Below are 21093 nucleotides of genomic sequence, written 5' to 3'. Positions count from 1 at the left end.
AATAATAAAATTCAATTTTAGTACATGAAGAAAGGTGCTGTTTTATGCATTATTATTGCTTTATTCATTCTAATTTCAATAATTCTCATATCCACATACCTCATAGGATCAGATTCAAAAAATACTGTCAGCATAAAGATTCTTGCGATCAACGACTTCCACGGTCATCTATTCGCTGAACAGCAACTGAACGACAGGCCCGTGGGAAGTGCCCCGATTCTTGCCTCATACCTGAAATCAGCCATCAATTCATCAGAAGCCGATTATAATCTTATAGCTCTTACGGGCGACACAATTGGAGCATCGCCCGCTGAATCCGCCCTCCTTCAGGATGAACCCACCATCGAGTTTTTCAACTCGCTGGCGAACGATCAGTGCGATCCTCTTGACTCCGGGAAGTGCACTGGATGCAACATAATTTCGATCCCGGGGAACCACGAGTTCAACGACGGAACGAACGAACTTATGCGCATTGTCCACGGGGGCAACGGAACTGCATCAATTCCGCATAACGCGGACCCCTATCCCGGAACAATGGCTGATTATGTATGTGCGAACGTTGTCTGGAAAGAAAACGAAACACCGGTATTTTCGCCATATACGATCCGCGAGATAAACGGTGTACAGGTTGCCTTCATCGGTGCCGTGACCCTTGAAACAACAATACTCGAACTTCCACAGAACATAGAGAATATTACGTTCATCAATGAGAGTGAAGCGATAAACAGTTATGTTCCCGAACTTCAGGCGCAGGGAATCCATGCAATTGTCGTTCTGATTCACGACGGAGGAAAACAGGAGTCGTACGAGGGGCCCACACAGGAAGGAGGAAACGTCACCGGTCCGATTACCTCAGTAGTTGCCGAACTATACGAGGATATCGACGTTGTCCTCGCCGCTCACTCCCACGGTTTCATAAATACTTATCTCCCTAATGCAGGGGGGAAGGACATCCTTGTCGCTGAGGCATATTCCTACGGAAAGGCATATGCAGATGTTGACCTGCTTATCGACAAGGAGAGCGGTGAGATTACAAATAAATCGGCCGTGATAGTTCCGGTTTATGCCGACGAGGCACCGGGGACCTCTCCTGATCCTGCCGCAGAAGAACTTCTTGCTGAAGTTGGGGAGGCCGTTTCAGAGCTGCGTTCTGAGATAATCACAACCTCCGCAGCCAATATTTCACTAATACCTGATGCAGACGGAGAATCAGCGCTCGGGGATCTCGTTGCCGATTCACAGAAAGCTGCGATGAATACAGATATTGCACTGGTCACATCGGGGTCTCCTTCAGGGGCGGTAAAGGCGGATATCCCCGGCGGCAACGTCACCTGGGGAGATCTTGAAAAAGTCCTTCCCCCCGATGCCTCGATGGCCGAAACATATGGCGGATGGTACAGCAGGCCGCATGTCGCATCCCGTGAAGTAACCGGAGAGCAGATTAAAACCATACTCGAACGACAGTGGGAGGAACCGGTTCCCGAAGAGAACCTTTCAGTCTCCGGAATTACGTACACATATGATCCCTCCCTTCCTGCAGGAAGCAAAGTAACCGAAGTTCTCGTAAACGGCATTCCACTGGATGAAAACGCAACATACACAGCAGCCATGAACTACTACATGGCCTACGGAAGTGCAATGGGAGGAGGAGGAGAGTTCGCACCACCATGGGACTGGAACGTTACTGTCAACGTCGGCCCGGCTGATATAGACGCACTTATAGATTATATCCGGGGACGTCCTGGGCCTCTGGATGTTATGACCGATGGGAGAGTAAAAATGTACTGATAATGTGATCTGCCGCTTCACAAGATCCTTTAGCAGTGGTCACCTGCATCGGAGAAGAGAGATCCATTCACAGACATCATGAAGTGATTTATCAGCTCAACCTTTCCTTTCGGATGCGGGATGACTGAAGCATCCATACATCTTTTGTAGATATCGACCTTTTGCATTCAATCACCTTTACGCGTAACATGTTTGAGAATCAGAATATTACATGTCGTCTTTGATCGGTTATGATGACAGAGAATGATAATCAGCCGCGAAGACCCATTGAATCGTGTCATGCATATGCAGAACAGGAATGTGATCCCGACCCCAGTCTTCTGTACCGAATGCACATCACGCAGGATACAAACCTGTCGGAGTGGCAGAGACAAAAATGAAATACGGACATTACTACGGCTCAACAGGGAGATCTGAATGATAGACCCTCTTCTGATAGAAAGTACAATGATCTGATTATCGGTGGAATTGTTCATATCCGTATGCTAACCGGATGCCATCAGGCGGACAAGAAAGTAAAAAAATAAAAAAAAGTAATTTTTCTGCTTACTGAAGAACCAGTTTACCGGTTGCTATCACTGAATCGGAATTCGTGTCGATGACCTTCCACTCGAACATCTCTCCGAGAGGACCATATCCCCTGCTTGAAAGCTCCCATGAAATATATTTCTGAGTGATATCATCCTCATCAGTTATGTAGCAGGCATCGGCATATAGCATGAATTTGTCACCAGGTTCGATGACCATATCATCTACGCTGCTTCCGATTTTTGCGAAATACCCGCCATCTGTCACATCTTCAGGCAGGCATACATATGGATCGCTATAATCCACGCGGTTACCCGGGGTGACTGTCATGGTGACACCCTGATTTAGAAGCTGTACTTTGATCTCATTCAGCATGAACGTATCACCGCCCATATTCTCAAACAGAATACCATTTGCCGCACTGAAATCATCCGGATAATTGGGATTATAATTTGCTGTATCCGTATCTTTGATTGGGTCGTTCACGGCAGATTCCGCTTTAATGGTCGCCTGTGGTGCTATCTCCTGATCTCCGGCCATTCCTCCTGCGAACGCAGACACAACAGCCGCAAGAATAATTGTCACAACAAGCATCAGCATTACGCCAACTACCGGGGACACCGCTCTGTCATTCTTTCGGATCATTGGACGATGACCTCCTTGTTATAGATAAAATTGCCACTTGGAACGTGTTTTATCTTCACATCCACAATACTGCCGACACCAAAGTCCGGATCTGCGATTCCACCAGAACCATCACCGATTCCGAGCAGTTCTGCGGTTGCTTGAGTAGTACCTGCGGTCATAATATCACCGGTCGTCAAAACAAAATTTCCGAACCACACCTTCTCATTTGAGGCCCAACCTACCGAAAGATCATTAAGATAAGGCACTCTCGTGATACCATATCCCTCGTACAGAGGTGAACCAGTGTAAATATCATATGTGTCACTGGAAGGACTCTGTTCGTGCTTGTACGTATCGCCGCTTATGTTCGTGTAGTAGGTGATGATTTCCAGATCTTTCGTCGGGATGGGTTCACCGCTGACCTGCTCAAACGACGTAATGTAACCGAAATTGCTGGAATCTATACCTACATTCATGCCCATATCGGCATACTTAATCTCCACATCGAGAACGGCCTGTGGTGCCTTCTCCATGTCGCCTCCCATTCCTCCTGCAAATGCAGAAACAACAGCCGCAAGAATAATTGTAACGACCAGCATCAGCATTACACCTACAACCGGCGAAACAGCGTCTTCGCTAGATTTAATCATTTTTTTCATCTCTCCGTCTCTAATCAACAAAACAAGTTAATTTGTGTTAACTCAAATTAACTGTAATATTAAATTTGGTATTTAACAGTATAAAGTTTTTCAAAAGAAGTTTATCTAAAAAAATTTAACTTGTTTATATGTCAATATTTCTGTAATGTCCAAATGGTTTCTTCGAATGACTCTGATGTTATTTGTATTTACAGGAATTCTTCTCTTTTGTTCCGGATGTACGGATAACACAGATACAGGCAGCATAAACAGCAGCAATTCTTCGACGGCAACAGATACAAGAGTAGTCTCCCTCGCACCGAGCGAGACAGAGATATTTTACGCGATAAACACGCCGAACTCCGGCGTTTCGCTTGTAGGGAGAAGTGATTATGATGACTATCCCCCTGAAGCACTCTCCGTTCCTTCGGTAGGAGGCCCGCAGACGCTCAGCATCGAATCGATCGTATCGAAGGATCCCGACCTGATAATCGGAACGACACTTGCGGACAAAACAGTTGTCGACAGCCTGAAAAGTCTCGGCTACGATGTTGAGATCTATGATCTCGAAACTATCGACGACGTATATTCGAATATCGAATCACTCGGAGAAATTCTGGGACTTGAAGATAGTGCCGACGCACTCATAGGCAATATGACATCCCGCCAGACAGCAATCGAAGATGCCCCCAAGGAGACGCCCGCACCAAAGACCTGGTATGTGGTTGCGGTCGAACCGCTCTATGCCGCTGGCAACAACACCCTGCAGGGTGAGATGATAGAGGAAGCTGGTGGAGTGAATGTCTTTGCCGACATGGACGGATATTTTGTCGCGTCATATGAGGCAGTGATCGAAAGGGCGCCTGAGGTCATCATAGTTCCTTCAGGCCACGGAAGCACCACGGTTAATTTCACACAGCAGATCCTTTCGATCCCTGAATTTAAGGATCTTCCGGCAGTAAAGGACGGCAGGGTCTACACGGTAGACGACGACACGGTTTCAAGACCCGGACCCAGAATAATCGACGGACTGGAGCAGTTCTATCAATGTATAAACGCAGAAATACTGTGATGATCTCGGCAGGATTATTCCTGCTCACGATTATCATAATGCTTATCTCCGTCGGCATCGGCGAATCCAATATCAGTGCGGAGACCGTAATCGCGATTCTCACCGAGCCGCTGACTCACCAGGCGCCATTCTGGTTGTCAGGCGATGCAACGATTATATGGGAAATTCGCCTGCCAAGGGTGATACTTGGTGCACTCGTCGGCCTTTGTCTTGCAATAAGCGGTGCGGCACTCCAGAGCCTCTTCAGGAACCCGATGGCCGACCCGTACATCCTTGGAATTTCAAACGGTGCTGCGCTCGGGGCGACGATCGTCTTCGTGTACGGAGCGGCATGGGCCCTGAGTCTCTATACACTGCCGCTACTCTCGTTCGTATTCGGCATAATTACAATCTTTCTCGTATACTACGTTGGGAAAGTTGGAAATCACGTTCCGGTAAACACACTCCTCCTCTCAGGTATCGCGATATCGGCCTTTTTATCGGCAATAAATTCATTCATGATGTTTACAGGCGGACAGAACCTCCAGCAGATCATGTTCTGGATGATGGGCGGACTTTCAGGGAGGGGATGGAATTATATCTGGATAATAATACCATTCGCAATAATCGGTTCGCTCGCGATGATAACAATGGCGAGGAGTATGAATGCCATCATGTTCGGGGAAGAATCGGCACAGTACCTCGGGATCGATGTTGAAAAGATGAAGAAGGTCCTTCTTGTCCTTACAGCATTTGTCACAAGTGCGGCAGTCGCGGTAAGCGGGGTCATCGGATTCGTCGGCCTTATAGTACCGCACATAGTAAGGCTCATTGTCGGGCCGGATCACAGGATACTAATTCCCGTTTCGATATTTACCGGAGCGATATTCCTTGTAATTGCAGATGATTTTGCAAGAATCATGATATCGCCCGCAGAACTCCCTCTCGGAGTGCTGACCGCACTTTGCGGTGCACCGTTCTTCCTCTATCTCCTCAGGTCAAAGCGGGGTGAGCTCTGATGCCGATAAGTATTGAAGGAATTAAGTTCGGCTACACCGAATCGAGAGAGGTCCTGAAAGATATGAACTTCACATGCCGCGACAACAGGATCACCGGCATTATCGGGCCGAACGGATGTGGAAAAACAACAGTCCTGAAGGTAATTGCAGGGTTCCTTCAACCTTCGGAGGGAGTCATCAGGTACAATGATACAGTCATCGGGGAAGTGCCACCTATAGAACTGGCAAAGATGCGAGCCGTGGTCGAGCAGAAGATCTATACGCCTTTCTCTTTTCCTGTATACGATTACGTCATGCTCGGGAGAAGCCCTTACCAGAAGAATTTCCAGCCGGATTCAAACGAAGATCACAGGATCGTGACTGACTCACTCAGGGATGCGAATGTAATCCAGTTCCAGGATCGAAAGATCAACGAACTCTCCGGTGGAGAACTCCAGCGTGTCATGATTGCAAGGGCGCTTGCGCAGGAGCCGGAATTTCTGATGCTCGACGAGCCTACATCGCATCTCGATATCAGGCATCAGCTTGAACTTATGAAGCTTCTCTCCAGGCTGACAAAAGAAAAATCAGTCGTATGCATCATTCACGAGATAAACCAGGCATCCTCATACTGCGACGATATCGTGATAACAAAGGACGGCTACGTGCTGAAAGAAGGGTCTTCAGATGAGGTTCTCTCCGCGGAAACTCTTGAAGACGTATTCGGTGTTCTCGCAATGCAGTATCCAGGGCCCGACGGCAAAAAGAAACAGTTCGCCTTCTCGCTTCCGCCCGAAAAGAAATCCGAAATAAAAAGAAGGGTTCATGTCATAAGCGGAGAGGGAATGGGGAGGCAGATCATCATGTCCCTTCATTCCGCCGGGATGGAAGTTTCTGCGGGAATCCTCAACCAGGGTGACCAGGACTACGAGTCTGCAAAATCGATAGGAATAGACACAATCTCAGCACCGCCTTTTACACGATATTCGGATACGGAGATTGCAGACCTGAAGAAAATCTGCGATCTTGCTGACACGATTATAATCGTGGCTGTAAATGTCGGCAAAGGAAACCTGCCGAATCTTGAGATTGCCGCCGAATACCTCGACAGGAAAGAGGTCATATTCGTAAACCCCAATAACAAACTGAAGAAGAAGGATCTAACCGACGGAAGGGCGACGGAACTTTACAATCTCATACAATCCAAAGCAAAATGTGTTGAAAATACCGATGAAGTTTTGGAAGAGTTGCTTTGAACCGGGACTTTTATTTTAATTTTTAATATGGGACGGAATTCCCCCTCTTCCCTGTTTATCCAGATTTTTTTAATTTTAGAAGGGCATGAGCCCCTACGGGGCAGCCCGAACGCAAGATTGCTCCGCAACTTGCGCAATTGTGATAACCCGGCCTGGACGCTACCCCTTCGGGTAGCCTCGGCCGGGAAGAACAAAATTAGAGATAGAAATCCCTATGACTCAAAACTATCCTATACTTCGAAAGAAATCAAATTCATTCATGGAACCGGAGGGATGCTTGTCTATCCCAACGCGACCTATCGCCACGAGGGGGAGGGTTAAAGGGATGGGGATACTTCCCTCTCACTCTATAATAATGATTTCCACCAGGAAAATAAAAAAATTAAATCAACCCGTTGTTCATGGCATAATAAACAACGAACAAAACAACACACACAACAATCCCTCCAAGCATGAGATAATCGGCCGTCCCTGTGGGATTCTCCATCACGTGTGTCCTCTTCATCGTCCGAAGGCCCCTGAGATCGATCGTCAGGCCCAGGACGTTCGCTTTCCCTAATGCGTTTGAGACGAGTGGAATCATGACGGGGGCCATGGAATTGATCTTTCCCTTCACTCCTTTGCCCGGATTGTACGCCCTTGCAAGCTGGGCCTCCTGGATCCTTTTTCCCTCCAGCTGGAGGCTGGGGATGAAACGTATCGCAATAAGGAGCATCAGCGTATAGTCTACAGGAAGCCTCATCGTCTGTAAGGCGTGAACCAGTTCTCTCGGCTGCGTAGATATGATCACGATCTGGAACGCAAACAACATCACGAAGAAGCGGAGCGAGAGGATCATTGCAAAAGTCAGGGCTCCGCTCGTTATCGGTACGACGCCCCCGATCACCGGGATGAAAGACGGTATGAGATATCCGACTGTGTCTCCCGCCTGCATAGTGATAATCGTCAGGAGGAAAAGGCCCAGCGAGAGGAATATCAGCATCGGAACCTGCCTTAAGAGCTCCATGTGCATCTTTCCTGCGATCGACAGAAGGAAGATCACTGCAACGATCCCGAGAAGAACCACCGGGTCGGTGGATATTATCGCCGCAATTACAACGAACACCAGAAAAATCACCTTCGTTAAGGCGTTCATCCGGTGAAATACTCCGTTCATCCTCTTATACTGCAAAATCTCTGACATTATTCGTTCACCTCCCTGAAAGTATCCGAAACGATCTTCCCGTCTGCCATCTTTATGATCCTCGCCGCATGGTTCCGGACTATATCCAAATCATGGCTCACCATGATTATCGTATGTCCTGCCCCGGAAAGACCCTCGAGGATATTCATGATCCTCTCCGACTCTACCGGATCGAGGCCTGTCGTAGGTTCGTCGAGAAGAATCACTTTCGGTTTCATGGCAACAACACAGGCAATCGCAAGTCTCTGCCTCTCTCCGCGGCTCATCGATCTCGGGAACGCCCCTTTCTGCTCAGAAAGTCCTACCTCATCAATGACCTCGTCGATGTATCCTTCCGGATAATCCATCGAGATGTTCTTCAGGCCGAACTCGATCTCCCTCTCGATCGTATCCTCGAAGAGCATCGTATCGGGATTCTGGAAGACAAGACCGACATGGCGGGAAAGTTCGATCACGCCCGAATCCGAGGAATCGATCCCCGAGATCATAACTGTCCCCGATGTCGGCTTCAGGAGGCCGTTAAGATGCTTCGAGAGAGTAGTCTTTCCCGAACCGTTCTCCCCGATTATTGCAATGAACTCCCCGGGGTAGAAGTCTACGGAGATCCCATCAAGTGCCCTGAACCCCCCTCCATAGTCATGGACAAGATCACGGATCGACACGACAGGTTCGCCGCAGCCATTACTGATCTTTTCTTTCAGGCTATACCCGAATGTCACGGTCTTCTCCGCTTCTTCCTTCTCTTTCTCGCTGAAGAACTCCGAAGGCGAGATTTCGTTCACCAATCTTCCATTATCTATGAAGATCACCCTGTCGGCGATCGTCGAGAGTGCTTTGGGCTTCTGTTCGACGACGATAATGGTCTTTCCTTCGTTCTTCAGCCTCGTAAGAACAGTAATAATTTGTTCGGTTGCAACCGTATCCAGCTCTGCGGTCGCCTCGTCAAGGATCAGGCAGTCCGTTCCCGAAGCTAGTGTCGATGCAAGTGCCACTCTCTGCTTCTGACCGCCCGAGAGGGTATGCGGCGACCTGTAGCGGAGGTGTTCGATATTGGTCAGTTTCATTATATCTTCGAGCCGCTTTACGACATCGTCCGCCTCAAGTCCCCTGTTCTCGAGTCCCGAGAGAACCTCCTCCTCGACAGTCGTAAAGATCAACTGCGCATCGGCATCGTCGAAGACTACTCCGACATGCTTCCCGATGTCACCCATATCGGTATAAGAGGAAACATCTCTTCCGAATATCGAGATGGTCCCTTCTTCCCTGCCCTCGTATTCATGATGAAGGATGCCTGCCGCTGCAAGACAGAGTGTCGTTTTTCCCGCACCCGTTGTCCCGTTGATAAGCACGCACTCCCCCCTGTTTATTTTGAGATTTATACTAGAGAGCGCGGGCCTTTTGCCTGCCGGATAGTTATACGTATAATCTTTGAACTCAACCGCCACAGGAGATATTTCCTCTTCTCCGGCAACCGGCGAGATCACTTCTGCCTTTACAGGAGCAGGCTCCGCCTCACCCTTTATCCCCCTCATCAGTATCCTCGATGATGGGAAGTAGAGCACCTGTGTTATCACCGCGTTAAAGACCGAGGTAGCGATGACTATAGGGGAGAGCGTAACTACGAATGCACCTATCGTGTTATATTGTCCTGCCAGCGGAATTATGCCTGCTACAATGACTATGATACTTACAAACAGAAACGTAAAACCGCTTGCAAGAGTGGCCACAAGCGTTGAAATCCCTGGAGAAAAAGGGAGTCTCTTCCTTGTTACCGAATAGACGCCGAGACACACCAGGGCTCCGACCGGTTCGCTTATGAGATTTCCCGGCGGAAAGATCGAGTGGCTGATCAGGGCGGAGACGATTCCCGCAACGATACCAATACCGAGTGCATCCCTTGCCCTGGGAGCAATCAGGATTATCGCGAGACAATAGAGTGCAATAATCGGATTCGCGACGATCGCACCGGGAATAATATTTGAAAAATATCTCAGAATCGCACCAATTGCCAGCAGAATACCCACAATCGCAATGTCTTTCGATTTCATCCAATTTTTGCTCCGGACATATTATCAGAATTACCTGTTAATTATTTTGTCCTTCGATGTATAAACATGTTCATCGAGGCGTATTTTTATCCAAAAAAAGTACCCGGTGAAATTACCGGGAGAGAATTCTTTTTGCAGGGAAGTAGAGAACCTGCGTAACGATACAGTTGAACACCGCCGTGATAATCACGATTGGTGCAACAGCCACGAAAAATCCCATAACTGTTCCTGTGGGAATTGAGATTATCGAGGCAAGCATCACAAGCATGCAGACGAGAATGAACGAAAATCCGCTCACAAGAGTCGCAACGAATGTCGTAATCGCAGGTGCGACTGCAATCTTGTTCTCAAGCATCGAGTAAAGAAGCATACATACGATGGCACCAAGCGCTTCACTGACAAGATTCGCCGGCGGGAAGATCGAATGGCTGATCATCATCGACACGATCGCGGCAACGATTCCTATCCCGAAAGCCTCTTTTACGGTAGGATGAATCAGAATAATCGCAAGACAATACAGTGCGATCACCGGGTTTCCCACGATTGCTCCGGGGAACATGTTCGCGATAAATCTCAGGATCGCACCTATGGCAAGGAGAATTCCCACTACTGCGATATCTCGGGATTTCATCTCAGAATACCCCCGCGAATTCAGATTTTTTCCGTATAATAATACCAGTCACGATAAAACCATTTACTACCATTAATGTACATATCCATACATCGTAGTATAAATATGTTGCCGAAGAGATTACCAAAAATTCCAAATCCATGAAATGTCCAAAAGTAATGAAATGAACCCTGCAACAGACAGGTTTATGACCGCTGCAATAATCGAGGCGAAAAAGGGGCATGACGAAGGCGGCATCCCGATAGGTGCGGTTCTCGTGAGGGACGGCAGAATCATCGGCAGGGGGCACAACAGGCGCATCCAGGAGGATGATCCCATAGTTCATGCAGAGATCGACTGCCTGAGAAACGCAGGAAGGATTGGGAGCTACAGGGACACGACCCTCTACTCCACGCTCATGCCGTGCTACCTTTGTGCCGGAGCAGTAGTGCAGTTCGGAATACCACGAGTCATTGTGGGAGAGTCGAGGAACTTTGCAGGCGCAAAAGATTTCCTGATATCGATGGGCGTCGAGGTGACAGATCTCGACCTGGACGAATGTGCCGATATGATGGCAGAATTCATAAAAAACAACCCGGAGTTGTGGAACGAGGATATCGGGGAGTTATAATTAGAGATCTATTGAAAAATAGCAAAGTTAAATGTTCTTATAGTTAATTTAGTTGTAAGAAGTCTATGCAGTATCACATACTGATCTATATGCTTTTGGGATAACACAATATATTTTAAGCACTAAAAATATACTTGAAGACAGGATCTAAAATGAGTAATATAAAAATAGCAATTGCCGGTATCGGGAATTGTGCTTCGTCTTTAATACAGGGACTATGTCTTTACAAAACTGTGGATCGAGACAGTGGTTTAATCCCCGGGATTCTTCATAATGAAATTGAGAATTACAAAATATCCGATATAGAATGCGTGGCAGCATTTGACATAAATGAAAAAAAAGTAGGGAAGGATGTTTCCGAAGCGATATTTACAGAACCTAATAATGCAATTAAATTTTCAGAGGTTCCTTTTTTGGATGTAACAGTAAAACAAGGACCTGTATTAGATGGACTAGGTTATAAACTTAGTAAAATTGTAAAAGTAAATTCTGAATCTATAGAAGTGAATGTAGCAGACGAATTAAAAAAAACTGGTGCTGAAATATTAATAAATTTGTTACCAACAGGGAGTGTAAGAGCCTCTGAATTCTATGCAGAACAGGCATTAATTGCAAATTGTTCCTTCATTAATGCTATTCCAGTTTTTATTGCCTCAAAAAAAGAGTGGAGTAAAAAATTTGAAGAAAGAAATCTTCCGGTTGTTGGAGACGACATTAAATCACAGATCGGAGCCACTATACTTCATCGAACTCTCGTTGAATTATTATTGAAAAGAGGGATTTATATTGAGAACAGTTCACAAAAAAATATTGGTGGGAACTCTGATTTTGTTAATCTTTCCGAAAAAAACCGTCTACAGTATAAACGAATCTCAAAAACTGAAGCAATTGAAAGCATAATTCCTTATAACAGTAATATTGTAGTACTTGATCCTGAATATTCTCCTGAATTAAAGGATGTTAAAAAATGTAATATAGAAGTAAATTGCCGGAATTTTGGAAATTTGCCTGTTAAGATTAATTTAGATCTTGAAGTTGAAGATTCACCAAATTCAGCAGGCGTGATGATCGATGTAATCAGAAGTTTGAAACTAGCAAGAGATAAAAATTTATCTGGTTCAATAAATGATATTTCATCATTCTTCTTCAAACACCCTGAAATTCAAATAGATGACAATGAAGCATATCAAAAATTTGAAGCGTTTATAAAAAATTGATTTGACTTAAAAAAACAGACGGTAGGGAATTACAATAGAGATTTTACAAAAAAACTTTGATTAAAGGTTTTACCACGAAAATGAAATATAAATGACAGAATATCCTTTATGCCGATATGAACATTTGAATAAAATTCACTAATATAGATCAGTTAATTTAATAATTGTTTAAACTTATGATAAGTTTATATAATGATTACTAATCAAGAAGACCTAGAAGAGAAGGAAGCTCTATCTAACGATAATTTAAACAGTAATCTATTAGCTCAATCTGAAACAGATTCTAAACGAGATGCTACCATTGAATACTCAAAGCAAGATTCTATTAGGGCATATGAATATTTTATGCAATTACGTAATTCAGAACATAAATTGCTAATGTCTAGGACTACAATATTTATGCTCCTGAATAGCGCATTAATTGGCCTTAATTTCTCTTTATTAAGAAATCTTGAATTGAATCCCAAAAATTTGATTATATTACTAATTTTTTCATTAGTTGGATTTTTTATCTCTCGTTATTTTTATAAAATAAACATGTCTGGGATATTTTGGACTGCATACTGGGAAAATAAATTGCGTAATTGTGAAAAATACCTCTTTTCAACACATGGAAAGCATTTAAATATATTCCGTAAACATCCCTCATTCGATAATGATTATGATTGGCCGATAATTAAAGGAAAACCACTAATATATGTATCAGGAAAGAATACTATGCTTCATTTAAGTAGATTTTTTATCAGAATTTGGTTTATTCTCTTTAGCATTACACTTTTTCTAATAGTTTGCTTTTTTATGAATTTTGACATTTTGTGCTTGTTAAATAGTTAAATAAATAATAATTAAAAAAGTATTTAATCCCAATAATATTAATTCTAAAAAATTGAATTTTAAGGATTAAAGGGAATTTAAAAATTAAAGCCTTAGAATTAAGATGATATGGATTATTACTGAAAGCGATTACAGATATTACCAAAAAAAATTATCTTAAGATTAGAATAGGGACATTGATCGATGTCGAGATATCCTTGAACAGTGTCCCAACCCTGATATTGGATCTCTTACCAAAGGCTCCCATGACGACGAGATTGTAACCCCCGGAGGAAAACTCCTTCAGGATCTCATCCTCACGCTTCCCCTCGACAATCTTCGATCTCCCCTTCAGGTTCATCCTGTTCATATTCAGGGTCAGTTCGTTTAAGTCTTCGCCGATGCTCTTCTTTAAATCCCTGTATATCTTGTCTTCATGCTCGTTGACGAGATCGCACCTGTTGCTCTGCTGGCAGAAATAGAAGGCAGCGGAACGTGTCTCCTCCCTGTCGATAACCGAGAAGATCGTAATCTCCGCATCCTTCTTCTTCGCCATCTCAATGGCGTTGATTGCCGCCTTGTAACTCCACTTCGAGCCGTCCAGAAGTACTAATATTTTCATCCTTACACCTTCCTTTAATTTAGAACATTATATACAGCATACCCAGGCCAATCGCGACCGTGACGACGAGGACCAACATTCCGATCTTCAGGAAATCGAAGAACGTGATCTTTATCCCTTCTCTCTCAGCTATACCCAGCACGACCACGTTCGCAGACGCCGCAATCGCCGTTCCGTTTCCTCCCAGACAGGCACCGAGCGAGAGCGCCCACCACAGCGGATAGATATCGATATTCGGCGCATTTATGCCGATATCCTGGATAAGCGGAATAAGGGCCGCAGTAAGCGGAATGTTATCCACAATTGCTGAGGCAATCGCCGAGAACCATGCGATCACGAACATCGCCTCGCCGGTACTTGTCAGGCTGGACGTCATCATCAATGCGAGATCGTTGATCACCCCGGTCTCCACAAGTCCGCCGACAAGGATGAACAGGCCGCCGAAGAAGAACAGGGCGGTCCATTCGACCTTCTCGAATATTACTTCCGGGGACTTTCTCGACCAGAACAATATCAGTGCCGCTCCGATAAGAGCCACCTCGGCAGGTTCGAGAGTCATCGACGGGTCCACGAACGGAAGGAACGTGTGCAGGATCTCACCGATATTGTTGTGCATGAAGAAGAGCATGATTACAATTGCAAGGGCGATGATCGATTTCTTGAACAGAACAGTGTCCTGGATCGCCGCACGTTCGTCAAGCGCATCAATAGTCTTCTTTATCGCCGCCTTCCCTGTATCATCGACCTTCATCTTCCGGCCATAGATGACGTAGAATATCACCAGTATCACGAGAAGATCCACGATCGCGATCGGCCCCATCGTCATCAGGAACTCGTTGAATGTCAGGCCCGCAGCGGATGCAATCATGATGTTCGGCGGATCACCGATAAGAGTCGCCATTCCGCCCACGTTAGAGGACAAAACCTCGGCAAGAAGGAACGGGATGGGATTTAAGTCCATGACCTTCGCGATGTAGAGCAGCATGGGTGTCATCAGCAGAACCGTGGTAACATTATCAAGGAAGGCGCTCGTCACTGCGGTTACACACGAGAATAACACCAGCACCATTATCGGGCTGCCCTTAGCCGCCTTCGCCGTGATAATCGCAAGATATTCGAACAACCCGCTGTTGCTCGCGACATTCACGATGATCATCATTCCCATCAGAAGAAATATAGTCCCGAAATCAACATATTCGAGCAGATTCTCCCACGGGACAATCCCAAGGAATACCAGAACCGCGGCACCCGCCATCGCCGCAACGGCCCTGTTTATCCTTTCATCGACTATCAGGACATATGTGATCAGGAATACAACTACCGCGATTAATGCCTCAATTAATGCCATATGAATGCTTCACCTCCAAAAACCTCAGTATAAAATAGTGGACACACTCATCTGCTGGACAAGACGCTGTGCAACAGGGCTTATCTCGTTTTCATCGCCCCTGCCTCCGCCATAGCACTTGGAGATCGCGACAAGGTCGTAATTCTCGGACATTATCTCGACATCGTCCCATTTATGGCCGGAATACTGGCGGCGGTTCACAGCCATTCCCCGCCCTTCAAGCTCTCCCGATATCTTTTCGAGGAGTTTCGTGCCGTACTCCTCCTTTTTGTTCTGGTAGACTTCGGCCGTATCCTCCCCCAGGACATCGCTTATTATCGAGACGACATCGGAGTCGGTGATATATACCAGGTTTATTTCGATGTCGTCAAAAGCTGTCAGGAGATCATAAAGATCCTCCGATGCCTCTTTGACAAATATATCGAGCGGCATCAGGACCTTCCTGAAATTGCAGATGACTATCTCGTCTTCGGTCAGGAGGAACTCGCGGTAATCTTTTAAAACATCTTTGTACCGGGTTCCGACAACATCCTTGAATTTTCTGTTGATCAGTGATTTGAAATATTCCATATCAGTCTCCTGAATATGAGTGAATACTCTGATTTGTATTGACCACTCCTTAAGCTTTTGCAACCTCGAAGGTTGCATTTATTCTCCAAAAAAACGTCTAACGATATTCCGCCAAAACAGAGATCCTTGAATCCACCGATTCAAGCATTACATCGAGTTCTCCCCGGATTACACTGATAGCCTGCGTATAGTCCGAATTGATCAGGTTCTTGTCGATATCGCCGCCCATAACCTGTAGGAAGAGGATTCTCTGCCGTATATTTTGATAATCGTTCAGGACTTCAACAAGGCCGGTCCTGAATTCAGGAGTGCTCGTCTGGAATATCGCTTTGGCATCCTCGTCGGCTGCAGCCAGTTCAGAACATACATCTAGGAAATCGATCTTGAACTGGAGGGATTTTATTCTTGCTTCATATCCGTACCCTTCCAAGTAGAAGGTAGGGCCGAGCCCGTACAGCATATCGAGCGCCTCCTTGTACTGGGCCCCGGAGGCTTCAAGCTGGGAGTAGAATATCTCGTCCTGAGTCGTGAAATCGATCGCGATCAGCCTGTTGTCGGCAAGCTTTTCGATCGAATTGATCTCTCCCAAAGTTGCATTATTGGCTTCATCCTGCGAGGAGCAGCCGGAAGTGATCGATACCGCAACCAGGATGATGACGGCGATAATCGGGAGGAAATTACTAAAGCTGGATCTCATACAGCGCCTCCTTTCCGAATACATCCTCTTCGTAGTAGCCATGACCGGGAGTATCGGATGAATAAGTTCCGTCGGGGTAATAGAATACAGCCGGCTGGCCTACACCGTAATAACTCTCACCGGGATGCACCAGTTCATGATAGTTTGATGAATCCCCATAGACATAGTATCCCAGATCGGGATTCCGGCCTACCGACCAGTCAAAGTTCAGCCAGTATGCAGTCTCCCCGTTCTGCCCGTCGATACTATAATAGACCCTTTCGCAGCCATAACGGGCGGAGATGCACCTGCATTGCCCGATCACTTCATCTTCGTCAGTTCCAAGGTAATATTCAGGAAACGCATGTCCGGGATTTCCCCCCGTCCCCGCGACATTCACGATCCTCATCTCCGCACCCACGGAACCGGCAAGCCCGGCCATCAGAACCGAGTAGTCGTCGCAGTCTCCCCTGAGATCGGCCTTTATCGATTCAAGCGAGGACGAGATATACTCAGGGCCGGGAGGATCGCTGACGACCTTCCAGTTGCTGTTGAGATCGTCCCATATATCGCAGGCGTACTGCAGGGTATCTCCGTCAGGATCAACGGCTGTCGTTCTCAGCAAGGCGTAACCGAGAACGGCGGAATTGTTCGTCTGGAGCGCATCGGCATAGAGAACAGCCTTCTTCTGGTCGTACGGCACCACGGGTGACTCGACAACGTCCTGCGTCTCCTGGGAGGAATATACCAGGATGCCCGCCTGGGTCGCCGCGACAATGCAGCAGATTCCCAAAACGGCCAGAACAAGACCGCAGACATTCCAGCTACTCTTTTTCAACCCCTTCCCCTTCATATTTCACCCCGTTTCTGCCGGTTCGTCTTCACCTGCAATTACCCGATTACCGGTGCAACCTTTTCATTAACTCTTACCGATTTATACGAACCGTCGGAATAATATACCATCGCCGAACCGGCGTCGCTGTATCCGGTATCACCGGGATATTTCCCGGAAAGCTCCATAGGAAGCCAGTATGTAACCTCGCCGTTCTCCTCGACGTAATAATCGTAATTCAGGTTCCTTATATCCCTGGTCTCCTTATATTTGTCATCATAACCCCCGTATCTAACCTGTATATAAAGCGCCTGGAAATCTATCGCATTCGTATCAGGAAACAGGAGCAGGTAATTGATAAGCTTCGGATAGTTGTAGCATATCTCCCCGTACTTCTCAGGTTCGTTCATGATCTCCATAAACGGATCCATGTAACTGTAGCAGGTATCGCCGCTGCACAGTGTCCCATACCTGTATTTGAATATCGTCAGGCCGCTTGGGTCCTTTTCGAATATTGCCGAATAATTAGATTTGAATGCCTCGTATTTTTCCGGGCTGATTATCTTCGTATTGTAATCTTCGCTGTTGCCGAGATATAGTTCGGTAACTGCATATTCGCCGGATTCAGGATCTACACCGCTCTTTACCCTGGCTTCTCCGCCTGCCCCCTTGAACATCGATGCAAGAAAAACTGCAAAATCGGCTTCATCTCCGGTAAGGCCGGTGTTGATGCTCCGGCTTGCGGATGATATATCCAGGAGCCCTCCGTCTTCTCCCGAATATGTCCAGTCGGCAACCGAACCATCCCGGATATCACACGCCTGCTCAATAGTAAAAGTGCCTGCATGATCGGATGGAATGTACCGGACCGCATAATCCCTTGTCGTCGGAAGATAATAGTCCATACCCTGCGAGACCTGCCTTGAGATCAGCCAGTTCCTCTCGGCCTTCGTGAGATATGACGGAAGCCCGTACTGCAGGGTCAGGCCGCCGGAAGCATTGTCCGCTAAAGATGAATCAGCAGTTGCATCCGGAACGGAAACGTTGACACCGACCTTTTCATCCTCTCCGGCAGTGGAATTGACCATAAATGCAATAGCCGCAACAATACAAAGGGCAGCGATGAATGCAGCAATATCGAGGGTCCGCGGATCCATTATTAATCAGTATTTAATCTTTTACAATAATACCGTTTCTTTATATGCTTTAATCGGAAAACCTGTAGAGATTCAGGTACTGCCTGCATTCAGGGCACAGCGTCTTCTTTTTCCGGTCAAGTTCATCGAGAGTCTGCGGGTAGTACATTATGCACTCGGGGTTTTCGCAGTGATCGAGTCCCATACAGTGGCACAGCTCGTGGCACCCCTCCTTAACCAGCCTGTCCATGAGGTCTTCATCGCTCGGCTGCCTCCCGTACCAGCGGTTGTCGAGTCTCGCCGTCGAGACGACGGAAACCTTAACTCCCGGCCGTGCAAGACCGAAGACAAAGTCCCGCCCCCTGATATAGAGGTCTTTTCCCGTAACAAGCAAAACAGCCTCTTCGCATCCCGCCCGCCGGGTGTATATATCCTGCATATCCCCGAGTATCCTGCTTGCATCGTTCTGATTCCTTGAACGATCAAAACCCCTGAGCATCATGCCGTTGGGCTGGGCTGACGCGGGCATATCGAGAGTATGAGAGACCATCCGGACGAACGGCTGCTGGAGGCCTTCAGGGACATCTTCATCCCAAAAAATAAGAATCCCCATTCAGATTATATTTTGACAATGGTCGATTATAAGAGTATTGAAGAACGAATCGCGGAATACCTGGCCGGACATTACAAATCCGCAGTCGAAGTGGGCATCGGCAGGAATACCACAACAGCCGAAATCCTGGCCGAAAGGGGGGTCGATCTATGCGCAACCGATATCAGGGAATGTCCCGAATGCCCTGTCATTTTCACCCGGGACGATATCACGTCGCCTGATCTCTCCATATATTCGGGCAGGGGACTCATCTATTCCGTCCGGCCCGGTGTAGAGATGGTCCCGGATCTCATTAAGACCGCAAAGGCAGCCGGGGCCGACCTGATCGTATACCACCTGGGAAATGAGATATATGAAAACGGCGGCGAGATAATAGACTGCGGCGTTATCCTGCACAGATATTACAGAAGAGAAAATTATAAAAATTGAAAGTCAGAAACCGTCGAAGAGTGTCGACTGAGATGAATCTTCCTTCTTCTCCGGGGGTGCTTCCGCCGCATTCGCCACCGGTTCAACGGCCGGATCATTGTTGATCTTCTCTTCCGGAAGAGCAGGTGGATCTTCGGGAACAGTTTTTTTGGCAGAGATTTTTTTCTTCTTCTCCGCCTTTGCTTTTTCTTTTTCCGCTTTTTGAATATCCTTTATTACTGCATCCGATCTCGCCTTGTCATGCAGGAAGAAGTCGAGCTCGTCCTTATCGAGATTATTCTGCCTTGCGAATTCATGGGGCGATTCGTCTGCGATGATGGAGAGCGGTATCAGCATATCGTCCCGCAGGGTGTCCTCGGGCATATGGTAGGTCTCCGACAGATTCCTGAAGAGAGAATCCCTGAGGCCCTTTTGCTTCTTCGCCCTGAACAGCCTCCCCCATCTTGACGGAGGCATTATCCTGCCGGAGACTCCTGCACCCCCGGCCGATACCGCGGTTCCGATAAGCATCATGGCTCCGGCGTATCTCCAAAGGGTGTAATACTGTCTCCTGTAGGTATCCCCGAGGAATTCATCGGCTTTCGAAATATACCTGTACGCAAGCGCCATATCGGCTGGATCTTTAATCGACGGAAGGTTGTCCTCGATCCACTGCTCGGTTGTCTCCGGGGTGTCGGGAATCTCGTACGAGATGGACATGAGCCTCTTATCGTCCTTTCCTTTAAATGCGGCGCCGACAAGATCGAATATCGTGGATCTCTCGTCCTTTGAGGAGGTTGCAACCTCATTCTCGCTCACGTCCGCACCAGCCGAAGCCGCATGAAGCATATTTATCGCCGATCTCAGGTCGCCGGATGACTCATCGGCGATATCAAGCAGAGCACTCTCTTCGCATTTTATCCCCTCGGACGAGCAGATATATTTCAGCCGGGGAACGATCGATCTCGCCTGGAGCGACCTGAACTGCACCTGGATGCAGACGGATTTGAGCTCCTTTGCAACACCGTATATATCGTTTGCAATAAGGGCGATCGGCTGGCAGGAATTTTTTATCGTATCGAGAATCGCCCTGGCCCCGCCCCTGTCGGCGTTCCCGTGCAGGTTGTCGGCCTCGTCAAATACGATAAGTTTTCTCGACGCCCCGGTGAGGCTCATCGTGGTAGCAGTCGTGCCGGCGATCTTATCGATGACGGATTTAGTCCGGTCGTCGCTCGCGTTCAGTTCGACGACCTCCCAGTTCATATCGGCCGCAAGTGCATAAACCGCAGAGGTCTTGCCTATACCGGGTTTTCCATATATTAAGACAGGTTCGTCCCCGATCTTCCAGTTTGCCGCCCATTCGGCCAGCTGCCTGACTGCGGCATTGTTGCCGACTATATCCCCGAGACTCTTCGGCCTGTACTTCTCAACCCAGTCCAGCATGCAACTCACATAATATTAGCATGGTTTCATGAAAACGTTTATGAAACATATGTTTCA

At 47.0% G+C, this 21093-nt stretch carries 22 protein-coding genes; 8 read left to right on the top strand and 14 right to left on the bottom strand.

The annotated features are described in order from the left end of the window. Positions 1-24: 24 nt before the first annotated feature. Positions 25-1788 (top strand): bifunctional metallophosphatase/5'-nucleotidase, encoded by a 1764-nt coding sequence (locus METPAY_RS06350; protein WP_048150408.1) that lies wholly within the window; start codon positions 25-27, stop codon positions 1786-1788. Positions 1789-1817: 29 nt separating this feature from the next. Here the strand turns inward: METPAY_RS06350 and METPAY_RS14890 are convergent, their stop codons facing one another. The 3 genes from METPAY_RS14890 to METPAY_RS06340 form a co-directional block, all read right to left on the bottom strand. After that, positions 1818-1955, bottom strand: coding sequence for a hypothetical protein (locus METPAY_RS14890; RefSeq protein WP_157199019.1), 138 nt, complete (start codon positions 1953-1955; stop codon positions 1818-1820). Positions 1956-2334: 379 nt separating this feature from the next. Then, positions 2335-2961, bottom strand: a complete 627-nt coding sequence (locus tag METPAY_RS06345; protein ID WP_048150406.1) for a type IV pilin N-terminal domain-containing protein — start codon at positions 2959-2961, stop codon at positions 2335-2337. Beyond that, on the bottom strand, positions 2958-3602 hold the full coding sequence (locus tag METPAY_RS06340) for a type IV pilin N-terminal domain-containing protein (protein WP_048150404.1): 645 nt from the start codon (positions 3600-3602) through the stop codon (positions 2958-2960). Before METPAY_RS06340 ends, METPAY_RS06345 begins: the two co-directional genes overlap by 4 nt. Positions 3603-3768: 166 nt before the next feature. Between METPAY_RS06340 and METPAY_RS06335 the strand changes: the two genes are divergently transcribed. Genes METPAY_RS06335 through METPAY_RS06325 form a run of 3 tightly spaced genes read left to right on the top strand, consistent with a single transcriptional unit; the run spans position 3769 to position 6886 of the window. Next, a complete protein-coding gene (locus tag METPAY_RS06335; protein WP_048150403.1) occupies positions 3769-4653 on the top strand; it encodes an ABC transporter substrate-binding protein in 885 nt (294 codons plus the stop codon). Continuing rightward, complete coding sequence (locus tag METPAY_RS06330) at positions 4629-5651, top strand: FecCD family ABC transporter permease (protein WP_048150401.1); 1023 nt, start codon at positions 4629-4631, stop codon at positions 5649-5651. Before METPAY_RS06335 ends, METPAY_RS06330 begins: the two co-directional genes overlap by 25 nt. Next, a complete protein-coding gene (locus tag METPAY_RS06325) occupies positions 5651-6886 on the top strand; it encodes an ABC transporter ATP-binding protein (RefSeq protein WP_048150399.1) in 1236 nt (411 codons plus the stop codon). The genes METPAY_RS06330 and METPAY_RS06325 overlap by 1 nt, the downstream gene beginning before the upstream one ends. Positions 6887-7268: 382 nt before the next feature. Here METPAY_RS06325 and METPAY_RS06315 read toward each other — a convergent pair whose 3' ends face one another. The 3 genes from METPAY_RS06315 to METPAY_RS06305 form a co-directional block, all read right to left on the bottom strand. Further along, positions 7269-8069, bottom strand: coding sequence for an energy-coupling factor transporter transmembrane component T family protein (locus METPAY_RS06315; protein WP_048150395.1), 801 nt, complete (start codon positions 8067-8069; stop codon positions 7269-7271). Next, on the bottom strand, positions 8069-10117 hold the full coding sequence (locus tag METPAY_RS06310) for an energy-coupling factor transporter ATPase (protein ID WP_052418703.1): 2049 nt from the start codon (positions 10115-10117) through the stop codon (positions 8069-8071). Before METPAY_RS06310 ends, METPAY_RS06315 begins: the two co-directional genes overlap by 1 nt. 112 nt (positions 10118-10229) lie before the next feature. Then, positions 10230-10748 carry a hypothetical protein gene (locus METPAY_RS06305; protein WP_048150392.1) on the bottom strand — a complete coding sequence of 173 codons (519 nt, stop codon included), beginning with the start codon at positions 10746-10748 and terminating at the stop codon, positions 10230-10232. Between the two features lie 163 nt (positions 10749-10911). Between METPAY_RS06305 and METPAY_RS06300 the strand changes: the two genes are divergently transcribed. The 3 genes from METPAY_RS06300 (at position 10912) to METPAY_RS15090 (ending at position 13409) form a co-directional block, all read left to right on the top strand. Further along, complete coding sequence (locus METPAY_RS06300) at positions 10912-11358, top strand: nucleoside deaminase (RefSeq protein WP_048150389.1); 447 nt, start codon at positions 10912-10914, stop codon at positions 11356-11358. Between the two features lie 152 nt (positions 11359-11510). Further along, on the top strand, positions 11511-12575 hold the full coding sequence (locus METPAY_RS06295) for an inositol-3-phosphate synthase (RefSeq protein ID WP_048150387.1): 1065 nt from the start codon (positions 11511-11513) through the stop codon (positions 12573-12575). Positions 12576-12767: 192 nt separating this feature from the next. Continuing rightward, positions 12768-13409 carry a RipA family octameric membrane protein gene (locus tag METPAY_RS15090; protein ID WP_048150385.1) on the top strand — a complete coding sequence of 214 codons (642 nt, stop codon included), beginning with the start codon at positions 12768-12770 and terminating at the stop codon, positions 13407-13409. Between the two features lie 151 nt (positions 13410-13560). Here the strand turns inward: METPAY_RS15090 and METPAY_RS06285 are convergent, their stop codons facing one another. The 7 genes from METPAY_RS06285 to METPAY_RS06255 all read right to left on the bottom strand — a co-directional run bounded on the left by METPAY_RS06285 (position 13561) and on the right by METPAY_RS06255 (position 19185). Next, positions 13561-14010: a universal stress protein gene (locus METPAY_RS06285; RefSeq protein ID WP_048150384.1), complete on the bottom strand. Its 450-nt coding sequence runs from the start codon at positions 14008-14010 to the stop codon at positions 13561-13563. Positions 14011-14029: 19 nt separating this feature from the next. Further along, a complete protein-coding gene (locus tag METPAY_RS06280) occupies positions 14030-15358 on the bottom strand; it encodes an ArsB/NhaD family transporter (protein WP_048150383.1) in 1329 nt (442 codons plus the stop codon). 24 nt (positions 15359-15382) lie between these two features. After that, positions 15383-15928: a hypothetical protein gene (locus METPAY_RS06275; protein WP_048150380.1), complete on the bottom strand. Its 546-nt coding sequence runs from the start codon at positions 15926-15928 to the stop codon at positions 15383-15385. A gap of 97 nt (positions 15929-16025) precedes the next feature. Continuing rightward, positions 16026-16625, bottom strand: a complete 600-nt coding sequence (locus METPAY_RS06270) for a hypothetical protein (protein ID WP_048150378.1) — start codon at positions 16623-16625, stop codon at positions 16026-16028. Beyond that, entirely contained in the window at positions 16609-17442 is an 834-nt protein-coding gene (locus METPAY_RS06265; protein ID WP_169743642.1) for a transglutaminase domain-containing protein, read from the bottom strand. Before METPAY_RS06265 ends, METPAY_RS06270 begins: the two co-directional genes overlap by 17 nt. Positions 17443-17495: 53 nt before the next feature. Then, on the bottom strand, positions 17496-18593 hold the full coding sequence (locus METPAY_RS06260) for a hypothetical protein (protein ID WP_048150374.1): 1098 nt from the start codon (positions 18591-18593) through the stop codon (positions 17496-17498). Between the two features lie 49 nt (positions 18594-18642). Next, positions 18643-19185 (bottom strand): archaemetzincin family Zn-dependent metalloprotease, encoded by a 543-nt coding sequence (locus METPAY_RS06255; protein ID WP_048150372.1) that lies wholly within the window; start codon positions 19183-19185, stop codon positions 18643-18645. A gap of 18 nt (positions 19186-19203) precedes the next feature. Between METPAY_RS06255 and METPAY_RS06250 the strand changes: the two genes are divergently transcribed. After that, a complete protein-coding gene (locus METPAY_RS06250) occupies positions 19204-19614 on the top strand; it encodes a UPF0146 family protein (protein ID WP_048150369.1) in 411 nt (136 codons plus the stop codon). A 3-nt stretch (positions 19615-19617) separates the two neighbouring features. Here METPAY_RS06250 and METPAY_RS06245 read toward each other — a convergent pair whose 3' ends face one another. After that, positions 19618-21036: a replication factor C large subunit gene (locus METPAY_RS06245; protein ID WP_084600710.1), complete on the bottom strand. Its 1419-nt coding sequence runs from the start codon at positions 21034-21036 to the stop codon at positions 19618-19620. Positions 21037-21093 lie beyond the last annotated feature (57 nt).

Origin of the sequence: Methanolacinia paynteri, assembly GCF_000784355.1 — an archaeon.
Lineage (GTDB): Archaea > Halobacteriota > Methanomicrobia > Methanomicrobiales > Methanomicrobiaceae > Methanolacinia > Methanolacinia paynteri.
This window is presented reverse-complemented; position numbering and strand designations above follow the sequence as displayed.